This window comes from Phenylobacterium sp. (assembly GCF_044371015.1).
GTDB lineage: Bacteria > Pseudomonadota > Alphaproteobacteria > Caulobacterales > Caulobacteraceae > Phenylobacterium.
This window is the reverse complement of record NZ_JBILUK010000146.1, coordinates 1-7,980: the sequence shown is the minus strand read 5'-3', so window position 1 is coordinate 7,980 and position 7,980 is coordinate 1. Positions and strand designations below refer to the sequence as shown.

General features: G+C 69.9%; 10 protein-coding genes and 1 pseudogene. 4 read left to right on the top strand and 7 right to left on the bottom strand.

All coding sequences use genetic code 11. The annotated features are described in order from the left end of the window. A pseudogene (locus ACIQ3R_RS12250) lies at positions 1 to 235 on the top strand (selenide, water dikinase SelD); the annotation flags it as partial. A gap of 4 nt (positions 236 to 239) precedes the next feature. Here the strand turns inward: ACIQ3R_RS12250 and pth are convergent. The 7 genes from pth to lgt form a co-directional block, all read right to left on the bottom strand. Continuing rightward, entirely contained in the window at positions 240 to 857 is a 618-nt protein-coding gene (gene pth / locus ACIQ3R_RS12245) for an aminoacyl-tRNA hydrolase (protein WP_397418875.1), read from the bottom strand. Between the two features lie 20 nt (positions 858 to 877). Then, positions 878 to 1,474, bottom strand: coding sequence for a 50S ribosomal protein L25/general stress protein Ctc (locus ACIQ3R_RS12240; protein WP_397418873.1), 597 nt, complete (start codon positions 1,472 to 1,474; stop codon positions 878 to 880). 143 nt (positions 1,475 to 1,617) lie between these two features. Then, positions 1,618 to 2,652, bottom strand: a complete 1,035-nt coding sequence (locus ACIQ3R_RS12235; RefSeq protein WP_397418871.1) for a hypothetical protein — start codon at positions 2,650 to 2,652, stop codon at positions 1,618 to 1,620. Positions 2,653 to 2,743: 91 nt separating this feature from the next. Next, positions 2,744 to 3,679 carry a ribose-phosphate pyrophosphokinase gene (locus ACIQ3R_RS12230; protein ID WP_397418869.1) on the bottom strand — a complete coding sequence of 312 codons (936 nt, stop codon included), beginning with the start codon at positions 3,677 to 3,679 and terminating at the stop codon, positions 2,744 to 2,746. 170 nt (positions 3,680 to 3,849) lie between these two features. Continuing rightward, the gene (pgeF, locus tag ACIQ3R_RS12225) at positions 3,850 to 4,614 is read right to left on the bottom strand and encodes a peptidoglycan editing factor PgeF (RefSeq protein ID WP_397418867.1); all 765 of its coding nucleotides are present in this window, start codon (positions 4,612 to 4,614) and stop codon (positions 3,850 to 3,852) included. 80 nt (positions 4,615 to 4,694) lie between these two features. After that, positions 4,695 to 5,735: a class I SAM-dependent methyltransferase gene (locus ACIQ3R_RS12220; protein ID WP_397418865.1), complete on the bottom strand. Its 1,041-nt coding sequence runs from the start codon at positions 5,733 to 5,735 to the stop codon at positions 4,695 to 4,697. Positions 5,736 to 5,745: 10 nt separating this feature from the next. Continuing rightward, the gene (gene lgt / locus ACIQ3R_RS12215; RefSeq protein WP_397418863.1) at positions 5,746 to 6,600 is read right to left on the bottom strand and encodes a prolipoprotein diacylglyceryl transferase; all 855 of its coding nucleotides are present in this window, start codon (positions 6,598 to 6,600) and stop codon (positions 5,746 to 5,748) included. Between the two features lie 132 nt (positions 6,601 to 6,732). Here lgt and ACIQ3R_RS12210 point away from each other — a divergent pair, with 132 nt between their 5' ends. From ACIQ3R_RS12210 to ACIQ3R_RS12200, 3 genes are all read left to right on the top strand, one after another. Beyond that, positions 6,733 to 6,981, top strand: coding sequence for an accessory factor UbiK family protein (locus ACIQ3R_RS12210; protein WP_397418861.1), 249 nt, complete (start codon positions 6,733 to 6,735; stop codon positions 6,979 to 6,981). A gap of 139 nt (positions 6,982 to 7,120) precedes the next feature. Further along, positions 7,121 to 7,624: a YbjN domain-containing protein gene (locus ACIQ3R_RS12205; protein WP_397418859.1), complete on the top strand. Its 504-nt coding sequence runs from the start codon at positions 7,121 to 7,123 to the stop codon at positions 7,622 to 7,624. A gap of 19 nt (positions 7,625 to 7,643) precedes the next feature. Then, positions 7,644 to 7,980: pyrroline-5-carboxylate reductase family protein (locus ACIQ3R_RS12200; protein ID WP_397418857.1), on the top strand; the 337-nt coding region annotated here is incomplete at its 3' end.

Here is a 7,980-nt window from a genome sequence, read left to right as displayed (position 1 = left end):
CGGCGCCTCGACCCGCAACTGGGCCAGTTATGGCGAGGCGGTGCGGCTTCCGGCGGGCTTCGAGGACTGGCGGCGCGACCTGCTCACCGACCCGCAGACCAGCGGCGGCCTGCTCATCGCCGCCGCACCGGAGGCCGTCGACGGGTTGCTGGCGCTGGTGCGTGACGCGGGCTTCGACGCCGCGCGCGTCGTGGGGAGGATGCGGACCGGGCCTTCGGAAGTGCGGGTGGCGTAGTCGCCTACTCCCCCCGCGCGACCTTGCGCGGGTCGGCTTTCTCAGCGGGCGCCAAACGCATCACTTCGGCTTGGTATCTCTCGTCCTCGCCAGCGGCGAGCAGCGGCAGGGCGTCGGCGCAGGCGGCGAGCAAAGGCTCGACCCACACCAGGTCGGCCTTGTGGAAGTCCGACAGCACATGGCCGTGGACCAGGGCCTTGTCGCCCGGATGTCCGGTGCCCAGGCGCGCCCGGCGGAAGTCAGGGCCGACCTGGGCGGTGATGGAGCGGACGCCGTTGTTGCCCGCCGCCCCGCCGCCGGTCTTCATCCGGAAGCGGCCGGGGGCGAGGTCGATCTCGTCATAGAAGACCACGAGGTCGGCCGGCGTGAGCTTGAAGAACTTGAGCGCCTCGCCGACCGCGCGTCCGCTCTCGTTGTAGAAGCCCTGCGGCTTGATCAGCAGGGCCCTCACCGGGCCGTCAGGCGTGTCGATGGCGCCCTCGGCCACATGGGCGTGGAAGCGCGCCCGGAACGGACCGAAGCGCCAGTGGCGCGCGATCTCGTCCACGGCGGCAAAGCCGATGTTGTGGCGGTTCCTGGCGTAGGCGGGGCCCGGATTGCCCAGGCCGGCGATCAGCAGCATGCCAGCCCCGTTTGAGGGGATCAGCCCTCGGCTTCGCCTTCGGCGGCGGTCTCACCGGTGCGCGAACCGGCGATCGAGGCCACCACCAGATCGCCGTCGATCGCGGCGGTGACGCCGGCCGGCAGCTTCACGTCCGACACGCGAACCGCATCGCCGATCTCGAGGCCCGCGAGGTCAATGACGATCTCTTCGGGGATCTGGTCGGCGGGGCAGGAGATGTTGAGGCTGTGCAGGATCACAGCCAGGGTGCCGCCGCGCTTGAGGCCGGGGCAGGTGTCCTGATGGGCGAAGTGGACCGGAATCTCGATCTTGATCTGCTGGTGCTCATCGACCCGGTAGAGGTCGAAGTGCCAGGGCTCGTCGGTCACCGGATGCATGTCGATGGCCTTGGCGATGACCGGCTGGGTCTCTTCGCCGTACTTCAGGGTCACAAGGTGGCCCAGCAGTTTGCCGGTATAGAGCGCCTTGCGGAACTCGTTCGACTTCACGGCGATGGCCACGGGGTCCTTGGAGCCTCCGTAGAGGATGCCGGGAACCATGCCGCCGCGGCGGGTGGCGCGGGCGCCGCCGGTGCCGGTCTGGGCGCGCACTTCAACGTTCAGAATGATCTCGGCCATGGCCATGCCTCAAAACGAAGCCGCCGCGCGGCGCGCGCGCGGCGACGAAAGTCTGGAACTGCCCCTGAAGCGAACTCCCGGGGCGGAAAGGTGGGCGTAGATACACAAAAGCCTTGGCCGGCGCAACGGCCGGTTGGCGCGGCCTAACGGTTGCGGGCGGGCCGTCGCGCGGGAGCCTTGGGGGTCGGCATCTTGCGGGCGATGGAACTGGCGTCGGGCACGAAGCGCGCCTCCACGGGCTCGGCCAGGCCCGCCTGGCGGATCAGGCAGCGGCCGGTGTCCATCAGGGCGTGCTGGCCATTGCAGAACACATCCTCATAGTGCGGGCGGGCGACGGCCAGACACTGATAGAGATTTAGGCGCGCGCTCGTCATGCAGCCGGCGACGTTGGGCTCCAGGGTCAGGCCGAGCACGGCGTCGACATTGGCCTCGCCCGCTTCGCCCAGGGCGGCCAGGGCGGCGATGGCCAGCGCGCGGCTGACGCTGGGTGTGGTGAAGCGGGCCTCGGCCGGGGTCAAGGCGATGGGCGTCAGCCCCCGGGCGGCCTCGCTCAGGCGCTGGGTCTCGGCGCTGTCGCCCAGCATCATCGAATTGGCATGGGCCTTGGCCTCGGCCAGGCGCTCTGGCCGGGACGCGACGCTTTCGCGTGACCAGGGGGACTTCTGAATGTCGTAGGCGGCCTGCTTGACCGCCTTGCCCTGGTCGTAGAGCCGCTGGCCCTCGCCGCCCATGGCCGCGACCGCCAGCGCCGCTGCGCCCGCGGCGCCGGGCAGGCCGCGGGCGTAGGCGGGGTCCCTAATCAGCTCGAAGGCCATCTGCCGACGCTGGGCCGGGTCGCGGCCATAGGCCTGCAGGCCCGAGACAAAGGCGCGGTCCTGCAGGGCGGCGATAGCGCCATAGACGATGGCGCCCCGGACCAGCTGGCCCGGCTCATAGCGCGCGCCGGTCCTCAGCGCCTGAGCCACCTCCCCGCCGTCGGCGAAGGCCGGCGAGATGGCCTGCACGCGGTTCAGGTAGCCGCGATAGGCGCTGGCGGCCTCCAGGAGGCGCGGCGACATCGAGACGGGCGGCGGCTTGGGCGCGGGCGGCGGCGCGACGACCGGCGCGGGCGCATCCGCGCAGGCGGCGACCAGAAGCATCAGCGCGGCGACAAGGACGGGGCGGACGGCGGCTGGCATGGTCGGATTTCCCTCTCGCGAGTGGTCCTAAACGTATTCGCCCCCGATGAGGTTCCGAATTAGCGGGCGTCGCCGCCCTCGGGCAAGCGTGTCAGTCGAACAGCTTGGACACGCTTTCCTCGTTGGCGATCCGGCGGATCGCCTCGCCGATCAGCCGATCGCAGCTGACGTAGCGGATCTTGCCGCCATCGCTGGCGCGATCAGGCGGTGAGATGCTGTCGGTCATCACCAGCTCTTTCAGGATCGAGCCGTTCACGCGCTCGACCGCCGCTCCGGAAAGAACGCCGTGGGTGACATAGGCCGACACCTCGGTCGCGCCGTTGTCGATCAGGGCCTGGGCGGCGTTGGTCAGCGTGCCGCCGCCGTCGATCATGTCGTCGAACAGGATGCAGCGACGCCCTGAGACATCGCCGATGATATTGGCGACCTCGCTCTTGCCGGGCGCCGAGCGGCGCTTGTCGACGATGGACAGCTCGGCGTTCAGGCGCGTCGCCACGGCCAGGGCGCGCACCACGCCTCCGACGTCCGGCGACACGATCATCAGTTCAGAGGTCTTGGCGTGGTTCTGCTTGATGTCATTGGCCAGCAGCGGCGCCGAAAGCAGGTTGTCGGTGGGAATGTCGAAAAAGCCCTGAATCTGACCCGAGTGCAGATCCATGGTCAGAACCCGGTCGGCGCCGGAACGGGTGATCAGATTGGCCACCAGCTTGGCCGAGATCGGCGTACGGCCGCCGGTCTTCCGATCCTGCCGGGCATAGCCGAAATAGGGCATTACCGCCGTGATCCGCCGGGCCGACGCGCGCTTCAGCGCATCGATGCAGATCAGCAGCTCCATGAGATTGTCGTTCGCCGGAAAGCTGGTCGACTGGATCACGAAGACGTCCTCGCCGCGGACGTTCTCGTCGATGGTGACGAAGATCTCGTTGTCGGCGAAACGCTTCACCTGGGCCCGGCAGAGCGGCAGGTCGAGGTGGCTCGCCACGGCCTGAGCGAGCGTGCGATTGGAGTTGCCGGCAAGCAGCTTCATCGGATCCCCCCGGAGCCCGTACCCTTTAGCGGATCGATCTGAAGGGAACGGGCTCCGCTTCAGATGATTTCGTGCGCCGCGCCCGCGAGACCGAGTTCACGTTTGCGCGGCGCGCGACCCGTGATGCGCGGGCTTCTACCAGCCGCTTGCCGTGAGTCCACCCGCCACGGCTAGATCAGAGTGATCGCGGACAACAGACGACCGTAGTCCGGCTCTCCGGCCTTGAAGGCGCGGCGGTTGGAGTAGAACCAGTCCGGCTCCGCGCAGGTGTCGCGGCCGACCCATTCGCACTGCGCCACGCCCGCCGCGCGGAGCCGCATCAGAACGAAGGCGGGGAGATCGAACTGGCGCTTTTCGGCGGAGACGCCGGGCGCGAAGAACTGGAGGTTGGCCGGATCGGCGGCCACGAAGCGATCGAGGAACTCCAGGCCCACCTCGTAGGAGGCCGGCCCGATGCAGGGACCGACCACGGCCCTTATGCGATGCGTCCGGGCGCCGAACTCGGTCATTCGGGCGATGGCCGTTTCGGCGACGCCGCCGAGCGCGCCGGCCCAGCCCGCATGGGCGGCGGCCACGACCCTGGCCTCTGGGTCCGCCAGCAGGATCGGCGCGCAGTCCGCCGCCAGGGCGCCGCAGACGACGCCCGGCGTGACGCTGACCACCGCATCGGCGCGCGGCGGATCGCCGGTCCATGGCCCCTGGGCGACCACCGCGTCGGCGGAGTGAACCTGATAGGCGGTGACGAGATCACCCCCCAGATGCGCCGCCGCCCGGGCCCGGTTCTCGGCGACCGCGGCCGGGTCGTCGTTGGAGCCCGCGCCCACGTTCAATCCGGCATAGACGCCCGCCGACACGCCGCCCTTCCGCGTGAAGAACGCGTGCCGCACGCCGGGAAGATCCAGCAGCGGCGATGTTAGGACGGGAAGATTGGGCATGGAACTCCACGGCTTCGCCTCTCTCGCGCGGCGCCAGGAGGTGCTGGAACGATACATGGACCGCTCGGGATTGTCCGGCGTCAGAATCCCGGCGGATCCCACCCCGGCGGATGCAGGCAGCAGACCTTGAACAGCTCCCCCATGGCGTCGGCGCCGACCAGGCGGTCCAGCTGGCGACCGATGGCGCCGGCGCGGTCGGGTTGGGCGCGGACCAGCGCCTCGGCCCGGGCGCCCACCCCCATGCGGGCGAGGAACTGAGCCTGGGTCTGGATCACCGCTTCGGCGCCCTGTCCCCGCGCCGCCGCCATCACCGCGGGAAAATCGGCCCAGACCGTGAGGTCCGCCTCTCCGGGCAAGGTCAGCGGATCGACCTTCTCATGACGGTAGAGCGCCTGGAGGGTGTCGCCAAAGCCGGGACGATCGCGGCCATAGTCGACCAGCAGCGCGGCGCCGCCGTCCCGCAGACTCCGCGCCGCCAGCGCGGCGCCCAGCGCCGATTGCGCCTCAGAGACCTCGACGACGGCGCCCTGCGGCGCGTCAGCCACCGGCGCGGCGGCCGGGATCCGGCTCCAGGCGAGGTCGCCGCGACCATCCAGGCCGACAACCTGCTCGACCCAGCCGGCGGCGGTGCGCACGAACTGGCGCGCCGGAAGACAGTCGAGGATTTCGTTGGCGACCAGCAGCAGGGGCGCATCGGCGGGCGTCTCATCCAGCCGGGTCGTCCAGCGGACGGCTTCACCCAGGCGCGCCTGCTGGCGGGCCTTCAACGGTTGCGAGGTCTCGATCAGCCAGAACTCGGCCGCCGCCGCGAAGTCCGGATCGGCCCGGGCGGCGCGGAGGATGTCGCTCATCATGGTTCCGTCGCCGGGGCCCATCTCGGCCACGATGATCCGGTCCGGCGCGCCCATCGCCCGCCAGGCCAGCACCAGCCAAAGGCCGATCAGCTCGCCGAACATCTGGCTGACCATGGGCGCGGTGATGAAGTCGCCGTGCTCGCCCAGCGCCGGACGCGTGGCGTAGTAGCCGAAGTCCGGATCGTGCAGGCAGGCCGTCATGTACTGCGCCGCGGTCAACGGACCGGTCCGGGCGATCTGGGCGGCGAGGCGCGCCTTGAGGCTCAAGTCGCCGGTCTCAAGGCGAGGCGCGCTCCGGGAACGGCTCGCGCATCCCGCGCCAGATCAGGTAAAGCCCGCCTGCCACCATCGGCAGCGACAGGATCATGCCCATGGTGAGGCCGAGCGGGAAGGCGGGCATGCCGGCGTCGGGCTCCCGCACCGTCTCCACCGCAATCCGAAAGACCGCGTAGAAGAAGAGGAACAGGCCGGCGATCACGCCCCGCCGATCCCCCAGCTTGGCCCCATGGGTGGCCCACCGCAGGATCAGGAACAGGACCAGCCCCTCCAGCGCGGCCTCGTAGAGTTGGCTGGGATGGCGCGCCAGCGTGCCGGCCGGGCAGAAGCCGTAGTCCTTGAGCACCTGGTCGTTGCAGAACACCACGCCCCAGGGACCGTCGGTCGGTCGGCCCCACAGCTCGCCGTTGATGAAGTTGGCGCAGCGGCCGAGGAAGTGGCCGATCGGATAGGCCGCGACGATCACGTCCGCGACCCGCAGCAGGTCCAGCTTGTTGCGCCAGCAGAAGCCGATCATCGCCAGCGTGACGCCGATGACCCCGCCGTGGAAACTCATGCCCCCGTTCCAGACCTGGAGGACGCCGAGCGGGTCGGTCCAGATCATCGAGGGCGTATAGAACAGCACGTGGCCCAGCCGCCCGCCGCCGATCACGCCCAGCGCCACCCAAAGGATCAGGTCGTCCATCTGGGACGGGGTGAAGGGGGCCGGGCGGCGGACCCAGAGGCGCTCGGTTCGCAGCAGGTGCGAGGCGTAGGCCCAGCCGAGCAGGATGCCGCCGACATAGGCGAGCGCATACCAGCGGATGGCGAATGGCCCGAACGAGACCAGAATCGGATCGATTTCAGGGAACGGCACAGGGTCGGCTCCGGAGGTCGTGTTAAGGGCATAGCCGAGACGAGGTTCGCTTTCATCCCCCGGACACCATATAGAGGGCTGGAAAGCGCCCTCACCTTCCCTCTGTCCCGGGCGCGACGACAGATATCGACCATGCAGACCCAGAACCCGCTCCTCGACGAGATCGCCAAGCTCAGCACCGCCGCCATGGGCCTGGCCCAGGCCGCCGGCGAAGAGGCCAAGGCCGCCCTGCGCAGCCAGACCGACCGTCTGGTCGCCGAAATGGACCTTGTCCGCCGCGAGGATCACGACGCGCTGAAGGCCGAAGTGGCGGCGCTGCGCGCCGAAATCGAGGCGTTGAAGGCGGCCAAGGCCAAGCCCGCGCCGAAGGCCAAGGCGTGAGCCGCGCGCGCTCGACGCGAGCCGGGGTCGCCTCACGCAAGAACCTGCTGACACCCGCCCCCGGAAACGGTCTAGGTTGGGTTTCGTGGGCGATTCGGGGGCGGCGTCCCGTTCCCGGTCCGAGTCGAAAGGCGTCTTGATGGACACCTCGCAGACCGAAGACAGCATGATGCTGGGCAACGATCCCTTGGACGTGGTCGAGCATGTGCTCACCGCCGAGAATCTGGCCTTTGACCGCACCGAGGATGGCGACCTGGCGTTCAGTCTGGCCGGCGACTGGAAGGACTATGAGCTCTGGTTCGCCTGGCGGCCCGAGGGCGACACCCTGCAGCTTTGCCTGTCGATGGACCTGACCGTGCCTGATGCGCAGCGCGCCACCGCCCAGGAACTGATCGCCACGATCAATCCGCGCGTCTGGCTCGGCCACTTCGAGCTTTGGGAAGAGGGCGAGATCGTCTTCCGGCACGGCATGGCCCTGATGACCGGCGAACAGCCGAGCCTGGCCCAGGCGGCGGCGATGATCGACGTGGCGGTGGATGCGGCCGACCGCTTCTTCCCGGCCTATGATTTCCTGCTGCGCGGCGCCAAGACCCCGCAGGAAGCGATCGCCGCCTGCATGTTTGAGACCGTCGGCGAAGCCTGACGGCCGCCGGAGCCGGGCCATGACCACCCCGATCCTGATGCTGGGCGCGGGCCGCATGGGCGGCGCCATGGTGCAGGGCTGGCTGGCCTCGCGGGCCTTCGCGGCGTCAGACCTGATCCTGCGCGATCCCCATCCCGGCGAGGCGGCCCTGGCGGCGGCGGCCAACGGCGCGCGCCTGAACCCGCCGGACGCGGACCTGGCTGCGGCGCCCACCGTGGTGCTGGCGGTGAAGCCGCAGATCTGGCGCGAGGCGGCGGCCGAAATGGCGCCCAGGCTCGCCCGGGACGCCACCATCGTCTCCATCGCCGCCGGGGTGGCGCTGGACGACATCGCCCGGGCGGTCGGCGGCCGCCCGG

What these genes read in the sequence shown, in the direction of transcription:
- pth (WP_397418875.1), bottom strand. Translation starts at nt 857, where the DNA reads ATGCTGCTGATCGCCGGCCTGGGCAATCCGGGCCCCGCCTACGCCAGG.
- ACIQ3R_RS12240 (WP_397418873.1), bottom strand. Translation starts at nt 1,474, where the DNA reads ATGGCCGAGATCATTCTGAACGTTGAAGTGCGCGCCCAGACCGGCACC.
- ACIQ3R_RS12235 (WP_397418871.1), bottom strand. Translation starts at nt 2,652, where the DNA reads ATGCCAGCCGCCGTCCGCCCCGTCCTTGTCGCCGCGCTGATGCTTCTG.
- ACIQ3R_RS12230 (WP_397418869.1), bottom strand. Translation starts at nt 3,679, where the DNA reads ATGAAGCTGCTTGCCGGCAACTCCAATCGCACGCTCGCTCAGGCCGTG.
- pgeF (WP_397418867.1), bottom strand. Translation starts at nt 4,614, where the DNA reads ATGCCCAATCTTCCCGTCCTAACATCGCCGCTGCTGGATCTTCCCGGC.
- ACIQ3R_RS12210 (WP_397418861.1), top strand. Translation starts at nt 6,733, where the DNA reads ATGCAGACCCAGAACCCGCTCCTCGACGAGATCGCCAAGCTCAGCACC.
- ACIQ3R_RS12205 (WP_397418859.1), top strand. Translation starts at nt 7,121, where the DNA reads ATGGACACCTCGCAGACCGAAGACAGCATGATGCTGGGCAACGATCCC.